This window comes from Burkholderia cenocepacia (genome assembly GCF_900446215.1).
Lineage (GTDB): Bacteria > Pseudomonadota > Gammaproteobacteria > Burkholderiales > Burkholderiaceae > Burkholderia > Burkholderia cenocepacia.
Map to the genome: position 1 here is coordinate 381,327 of NZ_UAQZ01000016.1, position 26,769 is coordinate 408,095.

Consider the following 26,769-nt stretch of genomic DNA (forward strand, 5'->3'; position numbering starts at 1 on the left):
TGGCAGACACGGAGAACGACATGGACGAAGACAGGGAAACGCAGATTCGCGAGCGGGCGTACCAGCTGTGGCAGGCGGACGGTGCGCCCGACGGCAGGGCCGACGAATACTGGCAGCGGGCCGAGCAGCAACTCGATGCCGAGGGCAGCAGCGCGGACGGGCGCGCCGAGCAGACGGCGGATTTGCCGGCCGACCAGGCCGCGAAGCGCCGCGTTCCGGGCGAGCCGCTGCAGGACGTCGATGCGTTGCCGACCAGCGAGGTCGCGCACGAAAGGCGGCGCACGCGGTGAAGCGCGGGCCGCCGGCCGGCGGTGTCGAAAATCCGGCAGGCGGCACGGTTCGCGCGATCGGTTAGCCGTCCTCGCCCACTTCGGTCGGGTCCGGCAAGTCGGGCAGGTCGTCGTGGCGCTCGTCGTCGGGCTCCGGCGGCGGAATGTCCGGCGTGTCGGTCATGTCTTCGTCGTTCGGTGTCGCATTCGTCGCGTGCGTCGCGCTCATGATCGTCCTCCTCGGCATCGAAAGGGTGCCGGCGTGCAGCCGGCATGCCGCTTTCGAGCATCGTGCGTGCCGCGTTTCGTTCCCGCATCGGCACGGCCGCGTGCGCTGTCCTGACTGCGCCGGATGACGCGTCGCTTGTAATTTCTGTAGCGGATCGACCGGCTGGCGGTGCGCAGACGCAGCCCGATGACGGCATGTCGCTTGCTGAAAGCGGTGCAGGCCGCCGCATCGCCCGTCGCGGCGTGGTGTGGCGCAACGCAGTCCTCATCCGGACAGGGAGACATTCATGACCGAGCACAGTCAACGGCAGGATCCCGCGTCGCCCGACGCGGCGCGTGAGGCGGCCGACGCGCCGCAGCGGCGCAACCCGACCCCCGGCGGCGGCGAATCGACCGCGCGCCCCGGCCACGCGCCGGGCGGCGGCGAACTCGACACGATTCCGGACGATCAGGCACGCAAGGTCGTGCCGGACGACCCGCGCCAGACCGAGGTGCGCGATCCGGCCGGCCAGCCGTGGCCGGACGAGCACGACGCGCCGGACGATTCTGGAAATCGGCCGCGGCCGCTGTAGCGCGCGCGTCGGCCGAATGGTCGCGTCCGGTTCCACACCGCCAACCACGCACCGGAGTCCATCATGTCATCAGACGAAGTTTCCGAATCCCGTCGCAAATGGGTGCAGGGCACGACGGCCGGACTGGTCGCCAGCGTCGCCCTGCCGACGATCGCGCAGACGGGCGGCGGCCCGCCCGACGACGCCGGCGATACGGCGCCGCGCGATCCGCGCACGCTTTATCCGCATGCGCCGTTTCCGCAGCAGCACCAGCCGTGGCCGGGCCTCGCGGGCCGGATGACGCCGCGCCCCGATCACGGCGAGCGCAGCTATCGCGGCAGCGGCCGGCTCGACGGCCGCAAGGCGCTGATCACCGGTGGCGACTCGGGCATCGGCCGCGCGGTCGCGATCGCCTGTGCACGAGAAGGCGCGGACGTCGCGATCGTCTATCTGCCCGACGAGGAGCCCGATGCGCGCGAAGTCGTGGACCTGATCCGCAGCGCGGGGCGCAAGGCCGTGCCGCTGCCGGTCGACATCCGCAGCGAAGGCGCGTGCAACGGGCTCGTCGAGCGGGCCGTCGCCGCGCTCGGCGGGCTCGACATCCTCGTGAACAACGCGGCCCGCCAGCAGAGCCATGAATCGATCCTCGACATCAGCACCGAGCAGTTCGACTGGACGCTGCGCACCAATCTTTATGCGATGTTCTGGATCACGCGGGCTGCCATTCCGCACATGCCGGCCGGTTCGGCGATCGTCAACACGACGTCGGTCAATGCGTACGATCCGTCCGCGAACCTGCTGGACTACGCGATGACGAAAGCGGCGATCGCGAATTTCACGAAGGGGCTCGCGAAGCAGATGATCCAGCGCGGCATCCGCATCAACGGCGTTGCGCCGGGGCCATTCTGGACGCCGCTGCAGGTCAGCGGCGGACAGACGACACACAACGTCGAGAAATTCGGCGAGCAGGTGCCGATGGGGCGGCCGGGACAACCGGCCGAGATCGCATCGATCTATGTCGAACTGCTTTCGTCGCGTTCGAGCTACGTGACCGGGCAGATCTATGGTGCGTCGGGCGGTGCAGGGCAGCCATAGTCGGCTCGCGGTGCAGGGCGATGCGGCAGGGTGCGGGCGGACCCTTTGGTCATCGGCGCCGGTCGGACGACTCCGCGCCCATTTCACGCCCGATCGGCGCCGTATGCGCGAGCAGCGATCTTTATCACCGCAGCAGATAAACGTATCCGAATCGCTTCGTTGACGCACGCCGGCACGCACTCGTAGATTCGCGTTTTGACCGAATCAGGGGCCGTGCCGTGACGACTACCGCCATCCGCGACGCCGCAACGCTTTCCGCCGGGCATCCCGCCTTGCGGCCGGACGGCGCGGCGCAGCATTTCGACATCGTGCCGTTCGACGCGCCGCTCGGCGCCGAGGTGATCGGCCTCGACCTGTCGCAACCGCTCGACGCCGACGATTTCGCGCGCATCCATCGTGCGCATCTCGATCACCACGTGCTGGTGTTTCGCGACCAGCGCATCACGCCGGACGAGCACATCGCATTCAGCCGCCGCTTCGGCCCGCTGCAGATTCACGTGCTGCACCAGTTCGCGCTGGCCGGTCACCCGGAAGTGCTGATCGTGTCGAACATCGTCGAGAACGGCAAACCGGTCGGGCTCGGCGATGCCGGCCATTTCTGGCACTCCGACCTGTCGTACAAGGAAAAACCGAGCCTCGGCTCGCTGCTGCACGCGCAGGAGCTGCCGGCCGAAGGCGGCGACACGTTGTTCGCGAACATGCATCTCGCGTGGGACACGCTGCCGGCCCACCTGCGCCGCGCGGTCGAAGGGCGGCGCGCCGAGCATACGTATCTCGCGCGCTATGCGGAACTGCAGGCGCGCAGCCCGTGGCGGCCCAACCTGTCGCCCGAGCAGATCGCGCAGGTCGCCGCGGTCGTGCATCCGGTCGTGCGCACGCATCCGGAAACCGGCCGCAAGGCGCTGTTCGTCAGCGAGCATTTCACGACGCGCATCGTCGGGCTGCCGGAAGACGAAAGCCGCGCGCTGCTCGACGAACTGTTCACACACAGCGTGCGCGCCGAGCACCTGTATCGGCACGCATGGCGCGACCACGATCTGGTGTTCTGGGACAACCGTTCGCTGATGCATCTCGCCGCCGGCACGCCCGACCACCTGCGCCGCAAGCTGTACCGCACGACGATCGAAGGCGACGCGCCTTTCTGAGCCGCACGCCCCCGTCATTCATTTCCGCCCCTTCCTGACCGGAGTTCCGATGTCGTTCTCGTTCTTGCCGGCGCGTCGCGCGCTGGCGGCCACGCTCACCGCCGCGCTCGCCTTCGCGGGCGCGGTCATCCCGCAAGCCGCGCACGCGGAGGGCCGCATCCGCATCGCCGAGCAGTTCGGCGTCGTCTACCTGATGCTGAACGTCGCGCGCGACCAGCAACTGATCGAGAAGGAAGGGCGCAAGGCCGGCCTCGACATCAAGGTCGACTGGGTGCGGCTGTCGGGCGGCGCGGCCGTGAACGACGCGCTGCTGTCCGGCGCGGTCGACGTCGCGGGCGCGGGCGTCGGGCCGCTGTTGACCGTGTGGGACCGCACGCGCGGCCGGCAGAACGTGAAGGGCGTCGCGTCGCTCGGCAATTTCCCGTACTACCTCGTCAGCAGCAACCCGAACGTGAAGACGATCGCCGACCTGAGCGCGAAGGACCGCATCGCGGTGCCGGCGGTCGGCGTGTCGGTGCAGTCGCGCGTGCTGCAGTACGCCGCGGCGAAGCAGTGGGGCGACAAGCAGTTCGACAAGCTCGACGCGTTCACGCAGGCGATCCCGCACCCCGATGCGACGGCCGCGATTCTTGCGAACAGCAACGTGATCACCGGCCATTTCGGCAATCCGCCGTTCCAGGAACAGGAGCTCGCCGGCAACCCGAACGCGCACATCGTGCTGAATTCCTATGACGTGCTGGGCGGCCCGAGCTCCGCGACGGTGCTGTACGCGACCGAGAAATTCCGCGACGACAACCCGAAGACCTACCGCGCGTTCGTCGCCGCGCTGGCCGACGCCGCACGGCAGATCGCGGCCGACCCGGAGCGCGCGGCCGATACCTATATTCGCGTGAACGGGTCGAAGATCGATCGCGCGCTGCTGCTGAAGATCCTGCGCAATCCGCAGGTGCAGTTCAAGACCGCGCCGCAGAACACGCTGCCGCTCGCGCAGTTCATGCATCGCACCGGTGCGATCCGCAACGAACCGAAGTCGTGGCGCGACTACTTCTTCGACGATCCCGCGACGGCCGGCGGCAGTTGAGCGGCGTCGACGCTGCGACGCCGCGATCGACGCTTATGCGGCGGCGCGGTTTCGATATGCGCAATCGATGGTTGGTCCGCACGACGCCTGGCCGTATGTTGATGCTTTTCCCGCAAGAGATTCGATCGTGAACGCCACTTCTCCCCGAACCTGGTTTCCGCCGTATACGGCACGCAGCGGCGCGTCGCCGGCCGCGTCCGCCGCATCCGATGCAGGTGCCGCCGGGCGGCCGGCGGCGCATGCCGCGCAGGCCGGCGCGCACAGCGAACGCCTGCTCGCCATCGACGAGGTCAGCCTCGAATACCGCAGCGGCACGCGGATCGTGCGCGCGACGCATCAGGTGAGCTTCGACGTGTACGGCAGCGACCGCTTCGTGCTGCTCGGCCCGTCGGGGTGCGGGAAGTCGACGTTGCTGAAGGCGATCGCCGGCTTCATCGAGCCCGTCTCGGGTTCGATCGCGCTCGACGGCCGGCCCGTGCGCGGGCCGGGGCCCGACCGCGTCGTCGTGTTCCAGGAGTTCGACCAGTTGCCGCCGTGGAAGACGGTCGTCGAGAACGTCGCGTTTCCGTTGCGCGCCGCCGCGAAGCTGTCGCGCGCCGAAGCCCGCGAGCGCGCGCTGCACTATCTCGACAAGGTCGGCCTGAGTAACCGTCTTCCGAGTCAAGCCCGATGAAGTGAATCGTCCCAAGGCGTGTTGGTTTTGACCATGGCATTGAGCATGGTTAGGAGCTTGCGCATGCAGGCAACAAGCGCGACCTTGGACAGTTTGCCGGCGGCCTTCAGGCGTTGATAGAAGGCTCTGATGGCGGGGTTGTAGCGTGTGGCAGTCAATGTAGCCATGTACAGCACGCGACGGATCGCGAAGCGGCCACCTTGAACCCGTCGTCGCCCATTACGTAAGCCGGAATCGCAAGCAATGGGAGCGACGCCAACGAGGGCTGCAATCTGACGGCGATTGAGCCGGCCCAATTCGGGCAGTTCTGCGATCAGGCAGGCGCTGGATACCGGGCCAATTCCATGTGTGGACTGCAACAGGCGGTCGAGTTCACCGAAGTGCTGGCGTACATGAGCGACCATCTGAGCGTCAATGTCATCGAGTTGTGCCTGGATGGCGGCAATGATAGCCAGCAGACTTGAATGCAGACCAACCGGCGTGATCTGGAGCCGCTGTCGCTCCGAAAGGAGCATGGTGAGTAGTTGGCGCCGTCGGGTCACCAGTGCAGCCAGCCACTGCTGCCGCTCGTCGGGAACGGGACGTAGCAAGCGGGACAGATCGTCCCGACGCAGTAGCACGGAAGCCAGTTCGGCAAGCATACGTGCGTCGATGGCATCGGTTTTCGCCAGACGTCCCATCGAGCGGGCAAAATCGCGTGCTTGCCGAGGGTTGACGACAGCGACCGGCAAACCCGCACCTTGCAAGGCGCACGCCAGCTCGGTCTCGTAGCCACCGGTCGCCTCCATCACGACCAACTGCACGTTCAGCGGCTGAAGGGCAACAGCCAGGGCCGAGTGGCCCTCGGCATCGTTGTTGAATCGACGGATGTCCAGATTGGCACCCAGTACGGAAACATCGACGTGAGCTTTTGCGACGTCAATGCCGACCGTTACGGCAGAAGGAGCAGACATGATCTTCGGATCCCATGCTTGTACATGCGCACTCGATGTAAATGGCGCGCGTAACCGTTCGGGCTTCAGGAAGACCAGCACGGCAACCGTGCGTTTTGTACTCAGTCACGGGCTCCAACACCCAAGCGCGGGGCAAACTGCACGGTCTCGTCTGGCTACCACCAGACTTTACCGTACTGGTCAGTACTGAACATACAAGCGCGTTTGCCGATGCCTATCCGCATACGCTGTCGGGCGGCATGAAGCAGCGCGTCGCGATTGCACGGGCACTGGCGATGCAGCCGCGCGTGCTGCTGATGGACGAGCCGTTCGCCGCGCTCGACGCGCTCACGCGCCGCAAGATGCAGGAGGAACTGCTGCGGCTGTGGGACGAATTCCGCTTCACGCTGCTGTTCGTCACGCACTCGATCGAGGAGGCGCTCGTGGTCGGCAACCGGATTCTGCTGCTGTCGCCGCATCCGGGCCGCGTGCGGGCGGAACTCAACAGTCACGAGCATTCGCTCGACAACGTCGACACCGGCGACTTCCGCGACCACGTCGCGCGGATCCACCGCCTGCTGTTCGACACCGACGCACCGCACGTACCGACGACGGAGGACGCCGCATCATGAGTACGATCGATCCGGTCCTGCCGCCGCTGCCGCCCGTGCGCGCTGAATACACGCGTCCGCTCGACCCGCTGCCCGACGCCGAACGCGCGGCGCCGGCGCCGCTGTCGCGCCGCATCGCCGGTGCCACGTGGTTTCGCCGCGGCGTCATCGCGCTCGTGCTGATCGCCGTGTGGGAGATCGTCGCGCGCATCGTCGCGAACGATCTGCTCGTCCCGACCTTCGGCGCGACGCTGGCCGCGTTCGTGCAGGGCATCGAGTCGGGCGAACTGCTGGTCAAGACCGGCATCTCGATGTCGGTGCTGCTGCGCGGCTATGCGCTGGGCGTGCTGCTGGCGTTCGCGCTGACGTCGCTGGCGGTATCCACGCGCATCGGCCGCGATCTGCTGACGATGCTCACGTCGATGTTCAATCCGCTGCCGTCGATCGCGTTGCTGCCGATCGCGCTGCTGTGGTTCGGGCTCGGCACCGGCAGCCTGCTGTTCGTGCTCGTGCATGCGGTGCTGTGGCCGCTCGCGCTCAGCATCTATACCGGTTTCGTCGGCGTGCCCGCCACGCTGAAAATGGCCGGGCGCAACTATGGGCTCACGGGCCTGCGCCAGATCGCGCTGATCCTCGTGCCGGCCGCGCTGCCGTCGATCCTGTCGGGCCTGCGCGTCGGCTGGGCCTTCGCGTGGCGCACGCTGATCGCGGCCGAGCTCGTGTTCGGCGCGAGCGCGGGGCAGGGCGGCCTCGGCTGGTACATCTTCCAGAACCGCAACGAGCTGTACACGGACCGCGTGTTCGCGGGCCTCGCGGCCGTCATCGTGATCGGGCTGCTGGTCGAGAACCTCGTGTTCGATACGCTCGAACGCGCGACCGTGCGGCGCTGGGGGATTCAGCACTGACGCGCCCGTCCGCGATCAATCCCGGCGCGGGCATAACGTAAGCTGAAATCGGCTTTTCACGCGCGCCGGGTGCGTCCCTATACTCAGCGGACGGCGTGTAACGTACGCCCCGTCGCGCGCTGCCGCGACATTCCCCGATCTGCCCGAACAAGGACCTGCCGAATGACTGCCCGTGATGCCGTCGATCCGCGCGACGCATTGCGCGACGCGCTTGCCGCGCTGCCCGATCTCGCGACTGCGATCGGGCAGGATGCCGCCCAGCGCGAGGCGCGTCGCGAACTGCCGTTCGACGGCTTCGCGCTCTTCCGGCGCTCGGCGCTGGGTGCGCTGCGGATTCCGGTCGCGCGCGACGGCCTGGGCGGCACGCTGGTCGACCTGTTCGATGCGATCGCGACGCTGGCGGCCGCCGATTCGAATCTCGCGCATGCGCTGCGCATCCACTACGACCAGACCGAGACGCTGCGGCTGTCGCCGCGTACGGCGTTCAACGACGTGCAGCTCGAGCGTGTGCTGGCCGGCGCGATCTTCGGCGGCGCGTCGACCGAACGCGGCACGTCGCGCCCGGGCGAGAACACGACCGTGCTGCGCCGCGACGGCGATCACCATCGCGTGACGGGTCGCAAATACTATTCGACGGGCACCGCGTTTGCCGATTTCGCGCGCATCAACGTGGAGAACGAGCAGGGCGACGCGCTCGCCGTGATCGTTCCGGTGGCGCGCGACGGCCTGCAGGTGCTCGACGACTGGGACGGCATGGGCCAGCGCATGACCGCGAGCGGCAGCCTGGTGCTGAACGACGTGCAGGTGTTCGCGGACGAAGTCGCCCCACGCGACGGGTCGACGCTCGTCGGCCGGCATTGCGGCGCGCTGCGGCAGTTGCATCTGGTCGCGACCGGCGCGGGCATCGTGCGCAACGTGGTGGCCGATGCACGCCGCTACGTGCTCGCGCATGGTCGTCCCGCGCTGCACAGCCCGGCGGCGACCGCGCGCGACGATCACTTCATCCAGCAGATCGTCGGCGAGCTGTCCGCGCACAGCCATGCGATCGACGCGCTCGTGCGAGAAAACGCGCGTGCGCTCGACCGCTCCGCCGATGCGATCGAGGCGGGCGCCGCCGATGCGGATACGCTCGTGCTCGACAGCACCCTCGCGACCGCGCGCACGCAACTGATCGTCAGCAAGCTCGCGCTGCATGCGGCCGAGCGGCTGTTCGAAGTGGGCGGCGCGTCGGCAACGGCGCGCGAGCACAACTTCGATCGCCACTGGCGCAACCTGCGCACGATCTTCAGCCACAACCCGTTGCTGCACAAGGCGCGCGTGGTGGGCGATTACGTGTTGAACGGCGTGACGACGCACCTGACCGAAGGGCGCGTGTTCTGACGACGGCCGCGGGCGGTTGCTGCTACGCCGTCGCGCCGCGTTGCAGCGCCGACTTCAACGCCGCAAGCCGGCTTCGCGCAGCAGCGGCAGCACGCGCTCGCCGAAGAAGTCGAGATCGGGCTTGAAGTCGTAGAAACTCAACTGGATGCCGTCGATGCCCGCGCGGTGCAGCCGCACGATGGTGTCGGCGACTTGCTCCGGCGAGCCGGTGATCGAGATGTTGCCGCCGATCGCGCGCGCGGCGGCTTGCGCACGCTGCTCGAACCCGCCGCGCCACGCGTGCGCGTCGCTGTCGAAGCGGTGGAAGCTGCCTTCGTCCGCATGCGCGACGATCGCGTCGCGGTACGCGCGTGCTTCGGCCGCCGTCTCGCGGCAGATCACGAGCGGATTGAGCAGCGTGCGGATCGTGCGACCGCGCGCGGCGGCGGCCGCCTTCACGCGGGCGGTATGCGCGGGCAGCGCGTCGATCGCGCGTTCGGCGTCGGGGCCGGCCGGGCTCGTGACGAACACGATGTCCGAATAGCGTGCGGCGAACGCGATACCGGCGTCGGAACCCGTCGCGTTGATCAGCAGCGGGCGGCCGTAGCGCGGCTTCGGCGTCACGAATGCGCCGCCGAGCCGCCAGCTCGACAGTTCGGGCGTATAGCTGAAATTGTCCGGTTGCGCCCACAACTGCTGGACCGCGTCGAGGAATTCCGCGGCCATCTCGTAGCGCCGGTCGTGTTCGATCCGGTTCCAGCCGAACATCTCGTGTTCGATCGCGCGGTGGCCGGTCACCACGTTGATGCCCCAGCGTCCGCGCGAAATGTGGTCGAGCGTCGCGGTGAATTTCGCGAAATGCAGCGGATGCCACGGCCCGTAGAGCACGTGGCTCGTCGCGACGAGGATGATCCGCTCGGTGCGCGCCGTCAGCGCGGCCAGCGTCATGAACGAGTCGAGCGCGTGGCCGTCGAACACGCCGCCGTAGCCGCCTTTGGGCAGCCATTGCGACAGCGCGAACACGAGATCGAAACCGAGCGCCTCGGCGCGCGCGACCAGCTCGGCGTTGTAGTCGAACGTCCAGTCGGTCGAGCGCGGCAGCGTCGACGCGCTCCATCCGCCAGCCTGGATCGGCAGGAACAGCCCGAGCATCAGCGGCTGCGAGAGGGTGCGCGACACGGGGCTGTCGGGGAAGTCCGCCGGCGAACGAACGTCGACGAACGGCGACGATGCGAGCGGGGCGGCGACGGAGGGATCGCTCATCACGGGGTCCTTGCTGAAAAGCGCGACGCGACTCGCGCGGGTGGGCCACTCGATGGGGCAAGCGAAGCGGGACACGTCATAGCTTGCCCGGCCTCGGATCGGGCACGAAGCCGTCACGGTTCGGCATCCGCACGCGCGGCAGCGTGCGCGCGTCGAGCCGGGCGTCGCCGGGCACGATGCCGTTCAGGTGCAGGACGTATGCGGTGACCGCATAGACGTCGTCCGCGCTCAGCGATTGCGGCGCGTTGTACGGCATCGCCCGGCGAATGTAGTCGAACAGCGTCGTCGCGTAGGGCCAGTAGCTGCCGACCGTCTTCTTGGGCTTCGCGCTCGTGAGCGAGCCGGCGCCACCGACGAGCGGATCGCCGACGCCGCCTTCGCCGCCGGCGCCGTGACACATCGCGCATTTGTCCGCGAACACGCGGCCGCCACGTGCGACCGTGCCCGCGCCGGGCGGCAGGCCGCCGCCGTCCGGCGCGACGTCGATGTCCCACGCGGCGAGCGCCGCGCGGTCGATCGGCTGTCCGAGGCCGAAGCCGGCGCCGAACGCGCCCGACGTCATCGCGCCGGTCGCAAGCAGGCAAGCAAGCAGCTTACGCATTGCGCACCTCGCCGTCCGCGCCGATGCGCCAGTTCTGGATGCCGTTGTAGTGGTACTGCGAGTTCAGCCCGCGCGCGGCGACGAGCGCGTCGCGGGTCGGCTGCACGTAGCCGGTGTCGTCGGTCGCGCGGCTTTGCAGGTCGGCCGGCTCGCCGCGCCATACCCAGTCGGCCTCGAAGCGCGTCAACGCACGGTCGCGGACGTCGCCGGCGAGCCGTGCGGGGCGCCAGGTGCGACCGCCGTCGGTCGACACGTCGACGGCGCGAATCCGGCCGCGGCCCGACCACGCGTAGCCGCTGATCGGGTAATAGCCGTGCGCGGCGAGCCGATGGCCGGCCGACGGCCGCGTGATGACCGACTTCGCATCCATCTCGAACACGAACTGGCGCGCACAGCCATCCGGCAGCAGATTCGTGTATTTCGACGTTTCCTCGCGCGTCATCTCCGGCGCACGCACCAGTTTCAGCCGTCGCAGCCACTTGATGTTCGTGTTGCCTTCGAATCCCGGCACGATCAGCCGCACCGGGTAGCCGTTCTCCGGACGCAGCCGTTCGCCGTTCTGCGCATAGACGACCAGCGCGCGCTCGAGGATCCGGTCGAGCGGCAGGCTGCGCGTCATCGCCGCGCCGTCCGCGCCTTCGGCGAGCAGCCAGCGTGCGGCGGGATCGATGCCCGTCTCGTCGAGCAGCGTCGACAGCCGGACGCCGGTCCATTCGCAGCACGACAGCAACCCGTGCGTGAACTGAACCGGCAGCCCGCTCGGGCCGTTCCATTCGCTGCCCGTGTTGCCCGAGCATTCGAGGAAGTGGATTCGCGATTCGGACGGGAAGCGCAGCAGGTCGTCGACCGTGAAGACGCGTGGCTCGCGCACGAGGCCGTGCACGACGACGCGATGGCGTTGCGCATCGATGTCCGGCACGCCCGCGTGATGACGCTCGTAGACGAGCCCGTTCGGCGTGATGTCGCCGAACAGGTCGGCGAGCGGCGTCATCGACGAGCCGGAACCGGGCAGCGCCGGCGTGCGGGCGCTGCGGCGAATCACGTCGCGTTCGTGCGGCCCCGGCACGCCGTACGGCGGCGACAGCAGCGGCGCACCGGGCGCGCGCGTCCACGGCGGCACATCGAGCGGCGGGCTCGCGAGCGCGCCGCCGGCCGGCAGCAGCGTCGCCGCCCAGCCGCCGGCCAACTGGCGCAGCGCCGCGCGCCGGCCGGGGCGCGGCGCACGGGGAGGAAAACGGGAATCGGTCATGGTCGAACGCGTGTGGCGCGCGGGGAAACGATCATTCTCGGCAACCGGGCGGGGCGCGGCAAACAACGATTCCCGCTTTGCTTATCGTGACGATTGCGCCGCGCCCGCCGCGCGTGCCGTCAGAACTTCACGCGCAGCCCGCTGACGAACGCAAGCTGGCGGTTCGTCGACGACGCGCTGCCGATGTTCGAGATCGCCGCGATCTTGCGATAACCGCCCGACGTCGCAGTGCTCGCATCACCGGCCGCGAGCTGGTAGATGCCCGACACATAGATATCGGTGCGCTTCGACAGCGCGTAGTCGAACCCGAGCGTGAACTGGTGCCAGCGCGGTTTCAGCGTCTGGCCGCTCGTGCCCGGCAGGCCGCTGGCGCGCCCGTCGGTAAACGTATAGACACCGATCAGCGTGGCCGCCGGCGTGATCTGATAGCGCGCGTTTACGTCGTAGTTGTTGAACTTGCGCGACGAGCCGTCGAGATAGTCGAGCTGCGTGTGGCTCCATGCGAAGCCGAGCGTCGTGCGGCCCAGCGAGTAGTTCGCGCCGACCGCGCCGATCTGCTGCTTCAGTACGCCGCCGTTCAGCCCGTAGAAGAACGCGCCGCTGTAGTCGTTGCCGGTGGTCGAGGTCGCGCCGCCCACCGCGCCGCTCGTGTTCGACGTCGCATTCGGGTGATTGAGCCGCACATAGCCGCCGCCGACCGACAGCGGACCGTTCACGTAGTTCGCCGATGCGCCCCACGCGTTGTTGTTCGAGAAGCCGGTGCCCGCGCCGCCATTGGCCTGGTTGCTGAATGCATAGAGCAGGTCGGCCGTGAAGCCGGCGATCGTGTCGCTGCGGAATTTCACCGCGTTGTTCAGCCGGAAGCTCTGGTTCAGGTTGTCGTTGTCGCCCACGTGCGTGGCCGGCGACCAGATCCCCGATCCCGAGTACTGCGCGACGAGATCGGTGATCGGCTCGTACTGACGGCCGAACGTCAGCGTGCCGAGGCCTTTCTTGCCGAGACCCACGTACGCGGAGCGGCCGAACAGGCGGCCGCCCTGGCCGAGCCCGCCGTCGCTCGGCCGGAATCCGCCTTCCAGCGTGAAGACCGCCTGCAGGCCGCCGCCGAGATCCTCCGCGCCTTTCAGGCCCCAGCGGCTGCCGCTCAGCTTGCCGCTCGTCTGCTGGATGTTGCTCGCGCCGCCCTGGTTGTTCGTGTACGCGATGCCGGCGTCGACCACACCGTACAACGTGACCGAACTCTGCGCATGCGCACTGACCGAACCGATCGACACCAAACCCAGTACCACCGTTTTTTTGATCATGACCATCCTCTGTTGTTATCCGTACGTTTGTGAGGAGCACGATGCTATTGACGACGGGCGCGTCGATGAACGGCCGATCCGTGGTTTGTAATTCGCTGTGCGGCCGATTTGTAATGTGCGTTGCCGCCGGCCCGGCAGGTGCGCCGCGATCGCGTCCGGCGCGCCTGCTGCGGCGAACGCATCGCGCGGACTGCGAACGTCGCGCGCTGGAAATGCCTGCGCGCGTTCATATCGATCGATGAAATGGTTCGATGTGCGGACTGCCCGTCGTTCGCATGACGATGCGTTTACGCAACGTCCGGCTAGGCGACGACCGGCCGATGCGCTATGCGCGTTTGCATATCGATTCCGCAAAACGTTGGTAGGGCCGTGCGAGGTGCGACGGTAGAGTCTGGCATCCGGCCGGTGGCCGGCATGCCGCGGGAACAGCAGCGCGTACAGGTGTACGAATGCTTCCCGATCGGGACGATCGACGAAAAAGGGAGCCGTTTGACATGAGTCGCGATGTGCTGTTTCTGCTGGAACCGGGCTTTGCCGATCCGAAGCATCCGGGCCAGCGCTTCGTGTGTCCGCATGGATTGCCGATCGAGGGGCTGCTGGCGAGCGCGCCCGATCTTGCCGCGCGTCTCGACGTGAAGCGCGTTGGTTTCGAGCGGCCGCGGCCCGCGGTGATCGACGCGCTCGACGACGCACACCAGGGCCTGCCGGTGCTCGTGCTGGGTCGCGACCGGCCCGCGCCGGACGACGCGCAGACGCTCGGCGACGTGCGCTTCGTCACCGACGCACGCCGCATCCTCGAACTGCTGGCCGAGCGCCACGGGTTTCCGGCGCTGCATTGACGCAGCGGTTCCACTTCCGATCCCATTCCATCCGATCGACAGGAGCATCCGATGTCGTCAATGTCGGCGGCACGTCGCCGTCTGCTGCTTGCCGGCGCCGCGGTCGTGGCGCACCCATTGGCCGCGTTCGCCGCGCCGGCCGCCGACGCCGATCTGGCCGGCACGACGTTGCGCGTCGCGACCTACAAGGGCGGCTGGCGCGCGCTGCTGCAGGCGGCCGGGCTCGCCGATACGCCGTACCGGATCGACTGGCGCGAACTGAACAACGGCGTGCTGCATATCGAGGCGCTCAATGCGGACGCGCTCGATATCGGTTCGGGTAGCGAAATTCCGGCCGTGTTCGCCGCGCGCCAGAAAGCCAATGTGAAATTCATCTCGCGTGTGCGCGAAGACCTGAACAACCAGGTCACGCTCGCGCGCAAGGACACGCCGATCCGCGGCATCGCCGACCTGAAGGGCAAGCGCGTCGGCTACGTGCGCGCGACGACGTCGCACTATTTCCTGTATCGACAGCTGGCGGAAGCCGGCCTGACCTTCGACGACATCCAGCCGATCAACCTGTCGCCGACCGACGGGTTGTCCGCGTACGACCGCGGCGATATCGACGCGTGGGCGATCTACGGCTACAACGGCCAGCTTGCGCGCAATCGCTACGGCGCCCGCGTGCTGAAGACGGGGAAGGGCTACCTGTCGGGCAATTTCCCGGTGTACGCGAATCCGCGCACGCTCGACGATGCACGTCGCCGCGCGGCGACGGCCGATCTGCTGCTGCGGTTTCGACGTGCGTATGCGTGGGCGAACGGGCATTTCCGCGACTATGCGCTCGCGCAGAATCGCGAGACCCGCGTGCCGGTTGCCGATCTCGTCACGATGTTCGACCAGCGCAGCGAGGACTACGCATTGCTGCCGGTGACGCCCGACGTGGTCGCGCAGCACCAGCAGGTCGCGGACGTGTTTGCCCGCATCGGCGTGCTGGACGGGCCGGCCCATGTCGCGCCGTTCTGGGACACGTCGTTCAATCCGCTGGTTGCGGCGGGGTGAAGCGATGAAACCGGAGGTGGGTGCGGGGCAGCGGTGATGCAGGTTGCGTCGGAGGATTCAGGGGGCGGCTCAGGCGAACGTCGTCGCGACCATGATGCCGAATACCACGCCGAGCGCGATCCCGCAGAGCCGGCCGTAGATCGATGCGCGAACGTTGTCGTCGAGTTCGAAAGGCGAGCGCTTGTGCTTCCAGACCGTGCTGAATGCGACCGGCCGCGTCAGCAGCGCGAGGCACGCGATCAGCACGGGCGTGGCGATGAGCATCGCGACGCGCGGGCCGTTCCAGTCGACGCCGTGCATGACCAGCGAAACCAGCGCGGCAAGCGGCACCTCGACGCACAGGCCGAGCAACGAGCCGTTGACGAAGGAATCTCCCGGAGTCTGGAACATGGTCGGTCCTGGGGTGAAATTGGTGCCCGGATGGGGCTCTGGAAAGAAAAATACGCTTGTCATCCACGAGCGATTCAACGGTGTTCGGCCCGATGCTGGTCAAGATGACGGCGGGATGGTAAGGCAAATTACCGGCGCGTGGTCGATCACTCACGCTATTTAACAAACGATCCGAGCCGCGGCACGGACAATCCGTTGTATATCCGGCTCAACCCCGATTGGCCCCCCAGAAACGCGCGGATCTTCATTACAATCGAGCGGCCGTTTCTCGACGGGCGGGCGATCGATCGTGTTGATTTCATTCGTTATCGTATGACGATAACGAATGATCGGCTGACTCCCGGTAATCGGCATTGCGTATCAAAGGCTCCGCAGCCGCACCGTTCCGCATGCGGACTCCCCAGCCGTTACTACACGCATGAACATGTCAAACAACAACGAGACCAACCGCCGTCATCTCGTCGCGTTCGCAATCGACGACAACAGGCAAGCCTGGTACGAGATGGTGATTCCGTTCATCGTATCGCTGCGCGCGACGGACTACCGCGGGCGTATTGGCGTCATCGGTTATGGCTTGTCCGCTGACAAGCAGCAGCGGTTGCGCGACAACGGTATCGAGGTCTATGCCGGGGCGGGCGTCGGCGACCTTGCGTGGGATCGCTACATCTCGGCGGCCGCCGTCTTCGACGCCGATCCGGAATTGCAGACGCTTGCGCTCTACGATGCGGATATCTGGTTTCCAGGGCCGCGGTTCGATATTTTCGACGTCGTGCCGGACGACGATCTGCTCCACGTCGCACCCGACGCTCATTTCTGTGCGTTCGTGATGGCCCCGCTCATCGGCGAGCGACGCGACGCGCTGGTTCGTCAATGCGTCCAGGACGTGCTCGATCGGGTGGGGCATCCGCTGCAGGCGGGGCTCGTCGTCGGCACGCGTGCGCCGTGGATGCGGTTTGCGCAGTACGTGCGCGAACAGGCCGGAAGAATCGGCCAGGACTTCGCCGCGATCCACGGGCTCGACACGACGTTCCTGCATCTATGGGGCGGCTTGGGACAGGTGCGACTCGTCGGCTGCGAGCAGAATTTCGTGACGAAATGGGGACTTCACGAGCGGCACGATTTCAGCGCCGTGCAAATCGTGCTCGAGCATCAGGGCAAGCCGATCCGCGGCCTGCACATGACGGGCGACGTGCGCTTCCTGAATCACTGGCGCTATTTGTCTCGCGATGCCGAACGGGCGATCGCGCTCGGACAGGCGTTCGCGCTGCCGCCCGAACCGGGCATGCGGGAACAGCCGGCCGATCTCGACGCGCATCAACTCGAATGCCTTGCCGCCAGCGGCTTGTCACTCGTCGCCGCGCACGAGGACGTGCTGCCGAACGTTCCGCGGCTCGTCGCCGGCACATCGTTCCGGCATCCGCAGGGGAGTGCGTTCAATGCATGGGCGTCGCACAAGGTCGAGTTCGCGGTGACGCGCGAGCGGATGGTGCTCGACATCGGGTTGTCTCACCTGAGCGGCCAGCCGTCGGCGCCCCGCGCGCGAGTGGAGCGCAACGGTGAAAGCGTGTCGCTGCAGGCGCCGCACAAACTCAGCGTCGCGACGCAACCGGGCGACCGTATCGCGCTGAGCGCACTGACGCTGCCCGGGCAGGCGTGTCATACCGCATGGGATATCGTCGTGCGGCAGGTGTGACGCCGCGGTCGGTCGGCGTGTGCGTGGCTGTTCGATACGCGCCGGTTCCCGTTCGTCAGACTGTGAAGATCCGCCGCTGGTAGTCGAGGATCAGGCGATCGATGTCCTGATCGGCGCGTCGCGGCTGGCTTTTCGGCTCGAGCCAAAGCCACCGCATCATCCGGTAGCGCGCCTCGACGCACATCAGCCATGCGTCCCAGTCCGACCAGTGTCGCAGCAACGGGATGTTGCGAATGTCGCGCAGCCCGTCGCGGATCTCGTACACGTTGAAGTACTTGCCCGCGCGCTGACTCAATTCGTCGAATGCGCGCGCGGCTTGTTGCGGGTCGGAAAGCAGAAAATCGTGGATTTCGATGATTACGTGGCTGCCGGAGAGCTGCTCCAGCAGCGCATCGTCGAACAGGTCGAACTCCGCGCCCTCGATATCGCACAGGATGACCCGTTTGGCCGGCTCCCCGCCGTGCTCCGACAGAATCGCGGGCAAGTCGCGATCGGCCTTGCCATAGACCGCGACGCGGTCCGCCAGCCCCATCTCCGCGGCGCGGTGCTGGATCGCGTGGCGGCGCTGCTCGTCCATCTCGAAACACAGGCTGCGGGCAAAGACGTTGTTCCTGACTAGGCCGATGCCGAAAATCCCGTCGGCGGCGCCGAGGTCGACCAGCACCTTGTCGGGCGATCCGAGCGCTTCCAGGATCGCGCATACGGCGATCTCGTAGGTGCCGAGCAGATAGCCGCCGACCGCAACTTCCGCCCAATGACTGAAGCCGATCGGAAACCCGCGCAGGATGCCGTACTGGACGATCGAGCCTGTCTGCTCGCGCAGCAACTGCGACAGATAGTGCAGGCGAAGATTCGCGGCCTGGATCGAACTTTGGCTGAAATACTGCGAGTGGTCCATTTTTGTCGTTCTCTCGGGGTGAGGAAGCGCGTCGGGAAGGGTTGCGATGGCGGGCGGCTTCCGTCGTCGTCCTGCCTGGGACCAGAATATAGCGCGTTGTCGGCTCGCTCAGGAAGCCGGCTACCGGGGCGGCGCCGTCGATACGATGGGACGGGGTTCACCCGGAGCGTCCGGCCGAGCGATTCGCGAATACGCCGGCCACGTTGGCGGCGGCACGCCAGGCAGCCTATGTAATGCGTATTCGTCGAGCGCCGATTCATTTGTCGGACCGCAAGGACGCACGATCCACCGGCCGCCCCCTGCATACGCAGGCGGTCGGCCGGCCCCTTCTCGTCATTCACCCGAACGCCGCGTGACCACGACCGAATCGCTTTCCTCCGAAGCGAAATCCCGCCACGCGACTGCCGGCGTCCGACGCGTTCATACACGCACGGTCAATTCACCCCGACCGCACTCCACGCGCGGGCGACCGTCGCGCTTTCGGCCGAGTTCGCGCCATACAGGTCGTTCGCGGCCTGGATCGACGCACGCCGCGCGTTCGGGTAGCTCGAGTTGGCGTTCAGGTACACGGTCAGCGTCCGGTACCAGATCTTGCCAGCCTTGTCGCGGCCCAGCCCGCTGAAGGTCGTGTCGCCGTTGCAGACCAGTTGCGTCCTCGACAGGCCGGTGTCGGTCGGCGGCACCGACGGGCCTTCCGATAGCAGGTAGAAGAAGCGGTTGCCGACCCCCGACGTGAAATGCGGATCGTGGCGCGGATTCGACCACGAGAAGCCGCCGGACGGGTAGCAGCTGAACGACCGGCCGTCGAGATCCTGCTTGTACATCTTGCGCAGGCCGCCACTCACCACGCGCGCGCCGATCACGTAGTTGCCGGGATCGTTCGGGTTGTTCGCGTAGAACTTCACGAGCGTGCCGAAAATGTCGGACGTCGATTCGTTCAGGCCGCCCGCATCACCCGAATAGTTCAGGTTGGCGGTGGCCTCGGTCACGCCGTGGCTCATCTCGTGCCCGGCGACGTCGACCGACACCACGGGTTTCGGCAGGCGCGTGCCCGGCTCGCCGTCGCCGTACGCCATCACGCGCGACGACAGCCATGCCGCGTTCGCGCCCGTCGTGCCGCTGCCGGTATTGAACACCACGTGCGCGTAGCTCTTCACACCGCGGCCGTCGTTGAAGATGCCGTTGCGGTTGTGCGTGGTCTTGTAGTAGTCCCAAGTCAATGCGAGCCCGTAGTCGATGTCTGCCGCGACGGTCTGCCGGTCGGTGGTCGCGTTGTTGCCCCACACGTTCGTGCTGCTCGTGAAGATCGGCAGGTCGGTCGCTTGCTCGACCTCGTCCGAGCTGAGACCGCGACCATCGTAGACCGAGCCGCCGCCGCGGCTCGGATCGAGCATCCGGTACGCGTTCGTGCCGGTCTGGTCCGTCGTGAGCGTCAGGTTGCCGTAGTACAGCGAGCGGCCGGTGCCGGTCGCGGCGGCGGTCTTGATCAGGTCCTGTGCATCGAGCAGGGTGCCGGTGCGAGCGTCGACGTAGTAGAGCACGGCATCGCCGTGGGTCTCGGTCGCCTTGCCGTAGACGCGCACCGCATAGGCCAGCGTCGGCGTGACGTCGCGTGCGAACACGACGAGTTCCGCGTCGTCGACGCGGCGCACGTCGGAGTTGAAGCGCGCGGCCGCGATGTGCCTGGCGCGCGTCGCGCCTACGTCGGGTGCGTTGCGGATCACGGCGCGGTTTCCGACCTTGCCGATCGAGCCGGCGAGATTGATTGGCGCGAGCTGGGTCACGCTTGCCTGCTTCAATTGCCCCTTGCTCGAATGGACGACCACGTCGCCGCCAATCACGGGCAGGCCTGCATGGAAGCGGTCGAAGCGCACGTGCTCGGTGCCGTCGGGATCGACGATCACGTCGCGTACCTGGAACTGGTCGCCGTCGGTCGGTGCGCCTGCTTGTGGCCCGGCGAACTTCAACGTGCGTGCCGTGCCGCCGGCAGCCAGACTGAAGGCGGACGGGTTCTGCTGGATCAGTTGCAGTGCCTTGTCGACCGCGGCCGGCTGGTCGCCGGCCTGGGCAAAAGCGCTGAGACTCGCGAGGGTAATCGCGGTGATGGGCAGCAGTCGAGACAGTTTCTTCATGTAATTCCCCAGGTTATGAATGGGTTTGTTCGAGGAATGCATCAAGTGATGACTTTTAAACAAGACGTGTCGCGAACAGCAGAGGGATGCTAGAAGGTGATTTTTATAATTACAAGATATTTTCTGTTGGATTAATTTTTCATGTCGCCGCTGTTAATCAAGTCGGGGTTTGGTGAGGGAATTGAAATGATCGTGTCGGGTGTGGCAGCCGCGTCGGGAGCCGCACATCGAGGTGTGGGGGATTGGGCCGTGATGTACGTGCCGCGACGGGGCGGGGCGCAGTGCGGGTCGAGTGGACGGGGAGCGAGTGACGTGTGATCGAGTTGACGGAATGACTGGAATTGGTTTCATTAAATATTGTTTTTTTATTATTGTCATTTAATGTATAGCGGCATCGTTAAGTTGCGTGCATTTTTCCGTCGACTGATCTTGATTGGGGTAAGGGCGCTGAATTGTGACCCCGAACATTTTGATTTAAATCAGTACCGGCCAGCCTCACGGACCCTGCAGTGACTCCAGCAGCCCCGTTCGTTTCTGCCGAAGCAGCAGGTAACGCATGCATGCGGTGAATGCGAGCGCTCCAGCGCCCGGCGGCGAGTGCACTGCTCGACAACGTGTCCCCGACGACTGCGATTTTTCGCAACATACGTGTGCTCCTCGAAATACGGCGTCGACGCGGCGCGCGTCGGCCTCTCTCAGATTTGTTCGGATGATTGGCGGGGATTCCATCAAGTTGAGCGGTTCGCGCCCGGCAACAACGGCGCGTAGAGGCGTCCGGCCCGGTCGGCCTCGTCCTTCGCCGCGCTCCACGTTGATCGACGTTTATGGGGGATGTAGGCAGGTGGCCCGATACCGGTCCAGAGATCGCCACGAGCGCGGGAGATTCAACGCGAGCGTGCGCCACTTGGCGAGCACGGCCGTGAACGTGCCTTCGCGCTTGGCTCGGCGGATTTTGTCCGCGACGTTCCAGCCGCGAATGACTAGATTTTACATAATGCTGATTATCGCCAAATTGGGGTCGAAATCGACAACCTCCATCTTCAGTATCACGTCGTGTGCAACGTAATGCTCCCGGCGTGGCGGCGACCAGCCGAGGACGGTTTCCAGCGGATCCGCGCGCAGCGTTAGAATAGCGCCCCTTCTCACAGGAGACGAAAATGTCCTGGTTCGTTTACGAAGTGCCCGAATACCACGAAGACGCTGCGCGCATCGAGCCCTTGAGCGAGCTGCGCAGCCGTGTGCTGAAAGTCAACGGCCCGGCCATGGCCGACGAGCTGGAAAGCGTTCGCGAGAACGCCGCGGCGGCAGCGGACACGCCCGAGCGCCCGTTGCGTACGCCGGAAAATCCGCATGTTTTCCCGATTCCTTACGCCGATTCCATGATTCTGGTCGGCTTCATCTTCGATCTGAAGCGCGAATTCCGGCAACTGATCGTGTCGCCCGTGGAAATGCCCTGGCTGAAAGACGCGTAAAAGGCGGCCGGAACGGAAGTTAGCGTTCGAGCGATCGTGATAAGCAGGACGACATAACACTGAGGCAAACGGCGGCTTGAAAAAGCCCGCCACGCGTGATGGTCGCGACACACCCGCGCCGTCTTCGCGTCGGACGCGCATCGTCGATCGGCCCGAGGAAGTCGCGGACGTCACACCGTCAGAAATTGCGCGCCAGGCCGACCATGAACATGTCCTGGTCCTTGTTGTTACCGGTTGCGACGCGATTGAAGCGCAAGCTCGCCGCCCAATCGTTCGTGACCTGATAGGTCACCAGCGCGCTGAGCAACGCATTGAGCCTCGTTTTGCGCGAGACCTCGTCCCGGTCATGCGACAGATACGGACCGACACCGGCCGAAAGCGTCCATTTGCTCTTGATCGGCGCGACGTACCAGAATTGCGCGGCCACGCCCCTTCGGCCCGCGACGCCATTGTTGCCTTCGTACACGAAGCTCGCCGAATAGGCCCACGCATTGCCGAACGGTCGTTTGACTTCGATCATGTAGCCCTTTTCGATCGGCACTTGGGGGCGGTTCGTCTGCGACGTCCCGGCCCAAACGCTCACCTGCGTCTTGCCGTCCGACAGCGCCGGGCCAGGATCGCCGCCAAAATCCGAGCCGATGCCGAACAGCACCGCGTCGGAATTGAATCCGCTGAACATCTGGACGTGGTTGTACTGCAGCTTGAGGAAGAAGCGATTGGGCACGAGGTAATACCGCACCGCTGCCGACGCACGCACGCCCCAGCGCTTTTCGTTGCGCGCCTGATTGTCGACATGCGTGGTGTCCATGCTGAAATACGGCCCGGCCGACAGTTCGAGCGCCACGCGACTGCCGACCGGCCAACGAAACGAGCCCAGCGCGGCGAAGCCGTCACGGTGGTGATCCAGCGGATGCCCCTCGTTCAGATACGCGAGGTAGATCGACAGGTAGTCGTTCAGGACGTCGCCGAAGCCGACTTCGTAGGCGCGCCAATGCATGTCGCCCCCCTCGGTCGCGCGTCCGTCGCCATACACCGCATAGGCGTTGATCGTTCTTTCCGATGGCTTGAAGTCGATCGGAACGCTCGACGCACTGTCCTCGGCATGTGCGTTGCCCGGGCCAGCAAGCATGGCCAGACCGGCGATCGAACTCGTGAGGATGACGCGCGAATAGATGCGACGGTACGGTCCCATTTGCCCTCCCTCGCCTTGATAACCGCGACTTCCCGGACAAGCTGATGGCGATTATAGGAGGCCGCGAGGGATGGAGCCAGCCCGCGCTCTTCCGCTGCGGTACACGTCACGGCGCGGCGATCAACGCCTGAACCAGATTGGCGGCCATCGGGCGCCCGAGGCCGGTTACGTAGTCGTATCCGGTTGTCGCAGTGCAAAGCGCGCCGCATGCGCCGTTCGAACCGCTGACGATGTCGTGGAAGTTCGCCGCGTAGGCGCTGGCGGCGAGCCCGTACAGCACGGTCTGGAGCGCGCTCACCGCATTCAGCGTCGTCTTGCCGTGCGCGATGCGCAAGCTGTTCGCGATCGCGATCAACGCGGACCATTGCGGTGCGCCCGCGCTCGTGCCGCCGACCACGAACCACCCGCCCTGCCCCGCATAGCCGTACGAATCGTAGACCGCGAAGCCGGATGCCGGATCGGCGTCATAGGCGACGTCGGGCAGCCCGCGCAAGCCGAGGCTATCCGACGGAATCCGGAAGTTCGACTGATACGTCGGCTCCGTCTCGACGGCGCTCTGTCCGCCGCCACTGCCGGCCCATGCCGTTTCGCCGGCATAGGCGCCGCTCGCATCGGTCGCGATCGACGTGCCGCCGACGCTCAGCACGTACGGCGACGCGGCCGGGTAGTCGATCCCGTTGCCGCCGTCGCCGGACGCTGCGACGAACGACACGCCGTTCGCGCTGGCGAACTGCCCGTCGAATTGCGTTTCGGCCAGGAACTCCCCGCTCCCCCAACTGATCGACACGACCTTCGCACCGACCCCGCCCGGGGCCGGACTCGTCGCGAGCGCGATCGCGCTCATCAGGTCATCGAGCGAGCTCGATGCGGCTTCGACCAGCACGATCCGCGCATTCGGTGCGATCGCGTGCGCCCACTGCACGTCGAGCGAACTCTCGAGCGCCCACAGTGCGTCGGGCGGCGGCGGACGCTTGTCGGCGGTGGCGTACACCTTCGTGAAGCAGCGCGGCGACGCGCACGGCGGCAGGCCGAACGTGCGGCTGAACGTTCGCAGATCCGCCTCGACGTTCGGGTTGTCGTACGCATCGACGATCGCGACGACCTGATCGTCGCCACCGTAGCCGCGCGCCGGCAATTGATCGAACCCGTAGAAACGGCGGATCTGCTGCGGTGACAGGCCGGCCGGATTCCGTTTCGCGGCGCCGTGCAGATGGAGCGGCGGCCGTGCAAACCCGCGCGGCGCGCGCGGTGAAGACTGGGCGAACGACACGCCGCACAAGAGCGCGACGCTCGCCGAAACGACCAGCATCCGCAGCGCACGCGCAAACGAAGCTCGCTTCATGGTGTTCCCCGTTGGTCAAGGCGCCGGCGCGCGTCAATGCGCCTTCGCGCTCGTGAACGACAGCGACTTGCCCGTGCCCGCGATGACCAGCCAGTTGACCGGATCGGTGCTCACGATCGTTGCGCTTCCGCTTTTCACGCTCGGCATCTGGTACGTGCTCTTCGGCAGCAGCCAGGTCATGTCCTGCAGGCTGCTCGGGTGCGTCGCGCTGAACGTCCAGCCGGTGCCGGTGTCGGTCGCCGTCCAGTTCACGAGCAGACGGCGCCGGTCGAACTGCGTGAGCTGATCCATCGTGAACCACTTGAACTGGCCGGTCTTCGCGAGCGACGCGGCACGGCTCAGGATTGTCGTGACGACGTTCGGATACCACGACGCGCCGAGTGGATGCATGTAGATCAGCCGGCTCGTGCGGTTCGCGACGACGAAATCCATCAGCGACAGATACCAGTTCTGCACGTCCGCGGTCGGTACCGCGAACTCCTGGAACTCCTCGAACGTCGCGTACTTGCCGAACGGCATCACCGGGAACGCCCAGATGCCGGGATTCAGAAGCGAACCGTTGCGATACGCACGCGTTTGCGCATTGCCGGTATGGCCGGTGAAGTAGTAGCCGGAGTAACCGTTCGATTCGAGCCAGTTCACCGCCCACGTCGGCGTATTGCCTTCCGGCGCCGCCCATTCGATGTCCGGCTTGCCCGTCACCGACTGCACCGCATTGCGGTTCAGCACCAGGTACTGCGTGAACGTGCCCGCGTTCGTTTCGCTGGCGTTCGCCCCCCAGTAGTCGTGCGCCCAGCCGCCGTGGCTGCCGACGTTGTGACCGCGCTTGAGCAGGAACGCGACCAGTTGCTTCGCCTGCGTGTTGTTCGTCAGGTTGATGCCGAGACCATCGCCGATCGTCACGTCGTCAGGGCCGGCCGTCATCACGATCGAATACGGGCCGCTGTTCCAGATACCGTAATTCTTCAGATACTGCGCCGGCTGGATCTGGTCCTCCGCGCAGAAGTGCCAGTTCAGGACCATCCCGGCCTGGGCACGCGGCTGCAGCGACAGGCGCGGCATCGACAGGACGTTCGTCGTGAAGTAACGCAGGAAGCCGTGGATCGGCATGCTGTCGGTTTGTCCGTCGAGATACGCGAGCGGCAGGTTGACGAACATCACGCCGCCGTTTCCATACGCCTGATAGCCGGCGACGAGCCCGAAATTCGGCGACGTCAGCAGCGTCGTGCCGGTATACGTGCCTTGCGTGACGTAGCTCGGATAGGTGAGGAAACCGTAGACGTAGCCGGAGATTCCTTCGAGCACGTCGGTCGTCGCGGCGGGCGACGTGCTCGCGAACGACGTCGCGCCACTCATCGACGGCGATGTCGATGCCGACGACGGCCTCGTCGAGCTCGGCCAGTACGATCCGGAGCCGACCCTTGCGCCGGTCGACACGCGCCCGAGATTCAGCGGCACGCCGGTCATGCGTCCGTTCACCGTCTTGTACGTGAAGTACGCCTGATGGTTGTAACCGGCAAGCCCGCCGGGGTTCGACGTGCTCGGCTGCAGGTAGAGCGGCGGATTCGTCGTCGAGCCGGTCGACGTACTCGACAGGGTGGTGGCCGACGCGGTCGCGGCCGCCGTCGTGCCCGGCCATGTCATCGACTTTCCGGGCGGAATCTGCAGCGCGCGCAACGTGCTGCCCATCCCGGTCACGCTGCCGAGGCCGATCATGTTCCCGCCGAGCGTATCGTAGAGCACATAGTTGACGCCGGCCATCGAGCTGAAGCGCGATTGCCCGGCCGGATAGAAGCCTGCCGCGTTCAGTACGCCGAAATCATAGACGAGCATCACGCGCCCGCCGTTCAACGCGTAGGTCTGGATGGCGCTCACGAGCGTATCGTCGGCGACCGTATGCACCTGGTCGGGCAGGATGAGGCCCTGGTACTGCTGCAGCGACGTGCCGCCCTGCTTGAATTGCGTGTCGCTGATCAGCGCGATCTGCAGCCCCTCTTCCGCCGCCGAATCGAGCCACGCGGACACCCGCGGGTCCGGCAGCGTGAAGTTGTCCGGCAGCAGCAACAGCAACTGGTTCGACAGTGCGCTCGCTCGCCCGGGTGCCAGCGTCATCAGGCAAACGGAGAAGACGATCAGTACGGCTCGTAGGGTCCGGATTGACTTGGCCAACATTTTTATCTCCCCGTAGAAGGTGGGACGACCGCCGATGCTCGACGCGTCACGGCCCGCGCGTCCCGCTCATCGTCAGCGGGCGGTCTGCGTCGGTCGGGTGGCGCCGTCGGCTGGCGGCGAAGCGCGAACGTGCCGTGTTGTCGGACACCCCGCGACGCATGCGCGTCGAATGGTCGGACGATCACGGGTGCTCGGCGGCTATCGTTCCCACTACGACCGGTGAAGCGAACAACGTGCCAGTCTCGCAACCGCGCCGTCGGGCCGGCCATGGGCAAGGTCGAGCATCCGGGACGCGAAAATCGAGCGCAAAACGTTGCAGCGTCGATACGGCG

At 66.3% G+C, this 26,769-nt stretch carries 23 protein-coding genes and 2 pseudogenes; 13 read left to right on the plus strand and 12 right to left on the minus strand.

All coding sequences use genetic code 11. The features are described 5' to 3' along the window. Positions 1–20: 20 nt before the first annotated feature. Entirely contained in the window at positions 21–290 is a 270-nt protein-coding gene (locus DTA15_RS33970) for a DUF2934 domain-containing protein (RefSeq protein WP_006489185.1), read from the plus strand. 61 nt (positions 291–351) lie between these two features. Here DTA15_RS33970 and DTA15_RS38780 read toward each other — a convergent pair whose 3' ends face one another. Further along, on the minus strand, positions 352–498 hold the full coding sequence (locus tag DTA15_RS38780) for a hypothetical protein (protein WP_006489171.1): 147 nt from the start codon (positions 496–498) through the stop codon (positions 352–354). Positions 499–784: 286 nt separating this feature from the next. Here DTA15_RS38780 and DTA15_RS33975 point away from each other — a divergent pair, with 286 nt between their 5' ends. The 5 genes and pseudogenes from DTA15_RS33975 to DTA15_RS33995 form a co-directional block, all read left to right on the plus strand. Continuing rightward, complete coding sequence (locus DTA15_RS33975) at positions 785–1,069, plus strand: hypothetical protein (protein WP_012493736.1); 285 nt, start codon at positions 785–787, stop codon at positions 1,067–1,069. 63 nt (positions 1,070–1,132) lie between these two features. Further along, positions 1,133–2,143 carry an SDR family oxidoreductase gene (locus DTA15_RS33980; protein WP_006487515.1) on the plus strand — a complete coding sequence of 337 codons (1,011 nt, stop codon included), beginning with the start codon at positions 1,133–1,135 and terminating at the stop codon, positions 2,141–2,143. Between the two features lie 218 nt (positions 2,144–2,361). Continuing rightward, a complete protein-coding gene (locus DTA15_RS33985; protein WP_006493985.1) occupies positions 2,362–3,288 on the plus strand; it encodes a TauD/TfdA dioxygenase family protein in 927 nt (308 codons plus the stop codon). Between the two features lie 49 nt (positions 3,289–3,337). Continuing rightward, complete coding sequence (locus DTA15_RS33990) at positions 3,338–4,369, plus strand: ABC transporter substrate-binding protein (RefSeq protein ID WP_006487511.1); 1,032 nt, start codon at positions 3,338–3,340, stop codon at positions 4,367–4,369. Between the two features lie 67 nt (positions 4,370–4,436). Beyond that, a pseudogene (locus DTA15_RS33995) lies at positions 4,437–5,015 on the plus strand (ATP-binding cassette domain-containing protein); the annotation flags it as partial. A 14-nt stretch (positions 5,016–5,029) separates the two neighbouring features. Here DTA15_RS33995 and DTA15_RS34000 read toward each other — a convergent pair. Then, positions 5,030–5,995: an IS110-like element ISBcen8 family transposase gene (locus tag DTA15_RS34000; protein WP_006476181.1), complete on the minus strand. Its 966-nt coding sequence runs from the start codon at positions 5,993–5,995 to the stop codon at positions 5,030–5,032. Between the two features lie 197 nt (positions 5,996–6,192). On the opposite strand from DTA15_RS34000, the pseudogene DTA15_RS34005 reads away from it, so the two are divergent. From DTA15_RS34005 to DTA15_RS34015, 3 genes and pseudogenes are all read left to right on the plus strand, one after another. Continuing rightward, positions 6,193–6,606, plus strand: a pseudogene (locus DTA15_RS34005) (ABC transporter ATP-binding protein); the annotation flags it as partial. Next, on the plus strand, positions 6,603–7,490 hold the full coding sequence (locus tag DTA15_RS34010; RefSeq protein WP_006487501.1) for an ABC transporter permease: 888 nt from the start codon (positions 6,603–6,605) through the stop codon (positions 7,488–7,490). The pseudogene DTA15_RS34005 and the gene DTA15_RS34010, both read left to right, overlap by 4 nt. A gap of 162 nt (positions 7,491–7,652) precedes the next feature. Continuing rightward, positions 7,653–8,870 carry an acyl-CoA dehydrogenase family protein gene (locus DTA15_RS34015; protein ID WP_006487499.1) on the plus strand — a complete coding sequence of 406 codons (1,218 nt, stop codon included), beginning with the start codon at positions 7,653–7,655 and terminating at the stop codon, positions 8,868–8,870. A gap of 54 nt (positions 8,871–8,924) precedes the next feature. Here the strand turns inward: DTA15_RS34015 and DTA15_RS34020 are convergent, their stop codons facing one another. From DTA15_RS34020 to DTA15_RS34035, 4 genes are all read right to left on the minus strand, one after another. Beyond that, positions 8,925–10,112 (minus strand): LLM class flavin-dependent oxidoreductase, encoded by a 1,188-nt coding sequence (locus DTA15_RS34020; protein WP_006493986.1) that lies wholly within the window; start codon positions 10,110–10,112, stop codon positions 8,925–8,927. Positions 10,113–10,188: 76 nt separating this feature from the next. Beyond that, positions 10,189–10,713: a c-type cytochrome gene (locus DTA15_RS34025; RefSeq protein WP_006493984.1), complete on the minus strand. Its 525-nt coding sequence runs from the start codon at positions 10,711–10,713 to the stop codon at positions 10,189–10,191. After that, positions 10,706–11,962: a sulfite dehydrogenase gene (soxC, locus tag DTA15_RS34030; protein ID WP_012493734.1), complete on the minus strand. Its 1,257-nt coding sequence runs from the start codon at positions 11,960–11,962 to the stop codon at positions 10,706–10,708. The genes DTA15_RS34025 and soxC overlap by 8 nt, the downstream gene beginning before the upstream one ends. Before the next feature lie 119 nt (positions 11,963–12,081). Further along, positions 12,082–13,266 carry a porin gene (locus DTA15_RS34035; RefSeq protein ID WP_006498206.1) on the minus strand — a complete coding sequence of 395 codons (1,185 nt, stop codon included), beginning with the start codon at positions 13,264–13,266 and terminating at the stop codon, positions 12,082–12,084. 494 nt (positions 13,267–13,760) lie between these two features. Between DTA15_RS34035 and DTA15_RS34040 the strand changes: the two genes are divergently transcribed. Both DTA15_RS34040 and DTA15_RS34045 read left to right on the plus strand, forming a co-directional pair. Continuing rightward, positions 13,761–14,105 (plus strand): DUF3088 domain-containing protein, encoded by a 345-nt coding sequence (locus DTA15_RS34040; protein WP_006481897.1) that lies wholly within the window; start codon positions 13,761–13,763, stop codon positions 14,103–14,105. A 51-nt stretch (positions 14,106–14,156) separates the two neighbouring features. Further along, complete coding sequence (locus tag DTA15_RS34045; protein ID WP_006481896.1) at positions 14,157–15,146, plus strand: ABC transporter substrate-binding protein; 990 nt, start codon at positions 14,157–14,159, stop codon at positions 15,144–15,146. A 69-nt stretch (positions 15,147–15,215) separates the two neighbouring features. Here DTA15_RS34045 and DTA15_RS34050 read toward each other — a convergent pair whose 3' ends face one another. Beyond that, positions 15,216–15,536 carry a hypothetical protein gene (locus DTA15_RS34050; RefSeq protein ID WP_006481877.1) on the minus strand — a complete coding sequence of 107 codons (321 nt, stop codon included), beginning with the start codon at positions 15,534–15,536 and terminating at the stop codon, positions 15,216–15,218. 424 nt (positions 15,537–15,960) lie between these two features. Between DTA15_RS34050 and DTA15_RS34055 the strand changes: the two genes are divergently transcribed. Next, entirely contained in the window at positions 15,961–17,229 is a 1,269-nt protein-coding gene (locus DTA15_RS34055) for a hypothetical protein (protein ID WP_227746398.1), read from the plus strand. Between the two features lie 55 nt (positions 17,230–17,284). Here the strand turns inward: DTA15_RS34055 and DTA15_RS34060 are convergent, their stop codons facing one another. Both DTA15_RS34060 and DTA15_RS34065 read right to left on the minus strand, forming a co-directional pair. Further along, entirely contained in the window at positions 17,285–18,055 is a 771-nt protein-coding gene (locus DTA15_RS34060) for a hypothetical protein (RefSeq protein ID WP_227743140.1), read from the minus strand. Positions 18,056–18,561: 506 nt separating this feature from the next. Further along, entirely contained in the window at positions 18,562–20,259 is a 1,698-nt protein-coding gene (locus DTA15_RS34065) for a M4 family metallopeptidase (RefSeq protein ID WP_006481898.1), read from the minus strand. Positions 20,260–21,416: 1,157 nt separating this feature from the next. Between DTA15_RS34065 and DTA15_RS34075 the strand changes: the two genes are divergently transcribed. Then, positions 21,417–21,731 (plus strand): hypothetical protein, encoded by a 315-nt coding sequence (locus DTA15_RS34075; protein WP_006481895.1) that lies wholly within the window; start codon positions 21,417–21,419, stop codon positions 21,729–21,731. Between the two features lie 178 nt (positions 21,732–21,909). Here DTA15_RS34075 and DTA15_RS34080 read toward each other — a convergent pair whose 3' ends face one another. The 3 genes from DTA15_RS34080 to DTA15_RS34090 form a co-directional block, all read right to left on the minus strand. Next, positions 21,910–22,923 carry a hypothetical protein gene (locus DTA15_RS34080; RefSeq protein ID WP_006481893.1) on the minus strand — a complete coding sequence of 338 codons (1,014 nt, stop codon included), beginning with the start codon at positions 22,921–22,923 and terminating at the stop codon, positions 21,910–21,912. Positions 22,924–23,029: 106 nt separating this feature from the next. Continuing rightward, positions 23,030–24,265 (minus strand): S53 family peptidase, encoded by a 1,236-nt coding sequence (locus DTA15_RS34085; protein WP_006481881.1) that lies wholly within the window; start codon positions 24,263–24,265, stop codon positions 23,030–23,032. A gap of 33 nt (positions 24,266–24,298) precedes the next feature. Then, on the minus strand, positions 24,299–26,437 hold the full coding sequence (locus DTA15_RS34090; RefSeq protein WP_006493282.1) for a polysaccharide deacetylase family protein: 2,139 nt from the start codon (positions 26,435–26,437) through the stop codon (positions 24,299–24,301). Between the last annotated feature and the right edge of the window lie 332 nt (positions 26,438–26,769).

Excerpts from the sequence above, each read along its gene's own strand:
- DTA15_RS33970 (WP_006489185.1), top strand. The coding sequence starts at position 21 with ATGGACGAAGACAGGGAAACGCAGATTCGCGAGCGGGCGTACCAGCTG.
- DTA15_RS38780 (WP_006489171.1), bottom strand. The coding sequence starts at position 498 with ATGAGCGCGACGCACGCGACGAATGCGACACCGAACGACGAAGACATG.
- DTA15_RS33975 (WP_012493736.1), top strand. The coding sequence starts at position 785 with ATGACCGAGCACAGTCAACGGCAGGATCCCGCGTCGCCCGACGCGGCG.
- DTA15_RS33980 (WP_006487515.1), top strand. The coding sequence starts at position 1,133 with ATGTCATCAGACGAAGTTTCCGAATCCCGTCGCAAATGGGTGCAGGGC.
- DTA15_RS33990 (WP_006487511.1), top strand. The coding sequence starts at position 3,338 with ATGTCGTTCTCGTTCTTGCCGGCGCGTCGCGCGCTGGCGGCCACGCTC.
- DTA15_RS34000 (WP_006476181.1), bottom strand. The coding sequence starts at position 5,995 with ATGTCTGCTCCTTCTGCCGTAACGGTCGGCATTGACGTCGCAAAAGCT.
- DTA15_RS34010 (WP_006487501.1), top strand. The coding sequence starts at position 6,603 with ATGAGTACGATCGATCCGGTCCTGCCGCCGCTGCCGCCCGTGCGCGCT.
- DTA15_RS34015 (WP_006487499.1), top strand. The coding sequence starts at position 7,653 with ATGACTGCCCGTGATGCCGTCGATCCGCGCGACGCATTGCGCGACGCG.
- DTA15_RS34020 (WP_006493986.1), bottom strand. The coding sequence starts at position 10,112 with ATGAGCGATCCCTCCGTCGCCGCCCCGCTCGCATCGTCGCCGTTCGTC.
- DTA15_RS34025 (WP_006493984.1), bottom strand. The coding sequence starts at position 10,713 with ATGCGTAAGCTGCTTGCTTGCCTGCTTGCGACCGGCGCGATGACGTCG.
- soxC (WP_012493734.1), bottom strand. The coding sequence starts at position 11,962 with ATGACCGATTCCCGTTTTCCTCCCCGTGCGCCGCGCCCCGGCCGGCGC.
- DTA15_RS34035 (WP_006498206.1), bottom strand. The coding sequence starts at position 13,266 with ATGATCAAAAAAACGGTGGTACTGGGTTTGGTGTCGATCGGTTCGGTC.
- DTA15_RS34040 (WP_006481897.1), top strand. The coding sequence starts at position 13,761 with ATGAGTCGCGATGTGCTGTTTCTGCTGGAACCGGGCTTTGCCGATCCG.
- DTA15_RS34045 (WP_006481896.1), top strand. The coding sequence starts at position 14,157 with ATGTCGTCAATGTCGGCGGCACGTCGCCGTCTGCTGCTTGCCGGCGCC.
- DTA15_RS34050 (WP_006481877.1), bottom strand. The coding sequence starts at position 15,536 with ATGTTCCAGACTCCGGGAGATTCCTTCGTCAACGGCTCGTTGCTCGGC.
- DTA15_RS34055 (WP_227746398.1), top strand. The coding sequence starts at position 15,961 with ATGTCAAACAACAACGAGACCAACCGCCGTCATCTCGTCGCGTTCGCA.
- DTA15_RS34065 (WP_006481898.1), bottom strand. The coding sequence starts at position 20,259 with ATGAAGAAACTGTCTCGACTGCTGCCCATCACCGCGATTACCCTCGCG.
- DTA15_RS34075 (WP_006481895.1), top strand. The coding sequence starts at position 21,417 with ATGTCCTGGTTCGTTTACGAAGTGCCCGAATACCACGAAGACGCTGCG.
- DTA15_RS34080 (WP_006481893.1), bottom strand. The coding sequence starts at position 22,923 with ATGGGACCGTACCGTCGCATCTATTCGCGCGTCATCCTCACGAGTTCG.
- DTA15_RS34085 (WP_006481881.1), bottom strand. The coding sequence starts at position 24,265 with ATGAAGCGAGCTTCGTTTGCGCGTGCGCTGCGGATGCTGGTCGTTTCG.
- DTA15_RS34090 (WP_006493282.1), bottom strand. The coding sequence starts at position 26,437 with ATGTTGGCCAAGTCAATCCGGACCCTACGAGCCGTACTGATCGTCTTC.